This window comes from Mesorhizobium sp. M7A.F.Ca.CA.004.04.2.1 (assembly GCF_004022825.1).
Lineage (GTDB): Bacteria > Pseudomonadota > Alphaproteobacteria > Rhizobiales > Rhizobiaceae > Mesorhizobium.
This window is the reverse complement of the sequence record NZ_RZPH01001427.1, coordinates 1-1,110: the sequence shown is the minus strand read 5'-3', so window position 1 is coordinate 1,110 and position 1,110 is coordinate 1. Positions and strand designations below refer to the sequence as shown.

Sequence of the window (1,110 nt, the reverse complement as noted above, 5' to 3'; positions counted from 1 at the left end):
CTACAATGTCGGGGCAGTGGCCATCGACACCGAGACGCTCGGGCTCAATCCGCATCGTGACCGGCTGTGCGTGGTGCAGATTTCGCCCGGCGACGGCACGGCCGACGTCATCCAGATCGCGCCTGGCCAGAAGAAGGCGCCGAACCTCGTCAGCCTGCTGCGGAACCGTGGCGTAACCAAGCTGTTCCACTACGGACGCTTCGATCTTGCCGTGCTCTACAATGCGTTCGGCGTGATGCCGGAGCCGGTGTTCTGCACCAAAATCGCCTCGCGGCTGACCCGCACCTACACCGACCGCCACGGGCTGAAGGACATCTGCTTCGAGCTTCTTGGCGTTGGCCTCTCCAAGGCGCAGCAATCGTCGGACTGGGCGGCCGAGACGCTGTCGCCCGAACAGCTCGAATATGCCGCTTCCGACGTGCTCTATCTGCACCGTTTGCGCGATGTGCTCGCCGGACGCCTGGCGCGCGATGGGCGGACCAAGGAGGCCGATGCCTGCTTCCGCTTCCTGCCGACGCGTGCCAAGCTTGACCTGATGGGCTGGGACGAAGAGGATATCTTTGCCCACAGCTGACGGTCGTCCGGCCAGCACATCGCGCAGCCGGTACCGGCTGGAACCGGATGCGGGCCGCGGCGTTCTGTCGGCTCAGTTTGTCGGTGCAATTGGGGGATGATGACATGGCGGACAGAAAGCCGATTGCGACCGCGCCGACAGACGGCTCCAAGGTCTCCGTCACGTGGAAGGACAGCGACGGCGTGATCAACGAATCCATCGCGCAATATCGCGACGACGGCTGGTGGGTCTATATCGACAGTCACACGCAAAAGAAGGTCGAGCCGACCAGCTGGCGCCCTGCCGCAAGCGACGATGACGACTAGAGCAGTTCACCGTTTCACGGAAACGGCGAGCTGCTCTAACTCTTTGTTTTGACGCAATTTTGGACGGAAAACCGCTTTACACTTTTCCTAGAATTGCTCTAGTGATGGCGCCGCTGGTGAGGCTGGTCGCTTTCGAATAGCCTGAAGCCGTTGATATCGAGGCCGATTCGGAGCTTTCCGTTCCGCCGTCGCCCTCTTGCTCGGAGGAACTCTCTATGGGTGTCGAAAGCC

General features: G+C 61.6%; 2 protein-coding genes. Both read left to right on the top strand.

The genetic code is table 11. The features are described 5' to 3' along the window. Window positions 1-16: 16 nt before the first annotated feature. Window positions 17-574 (top strand): ribonuclease D, encoded by a 558-nt coding sequence (locus EN893_RS35120; RefSeq protein WP_245490967.1) that lies wholly within the window; start codon window positions 17-19, stop codon window positions 572-574. A gap of 104 nt (window positions 575-678) precedes the next feature. Continuing rightward, complete coding sequence (locus tag EN893_RS35115; protein ID WP_027037740.1) at window positions 679-879, top strand: hypothetical protein; 201 nt, start codon at window positions 679-681, stop codon at window positions 877-879. Window positions 880-1,110 lie beyond the last annotated feature (231 nt).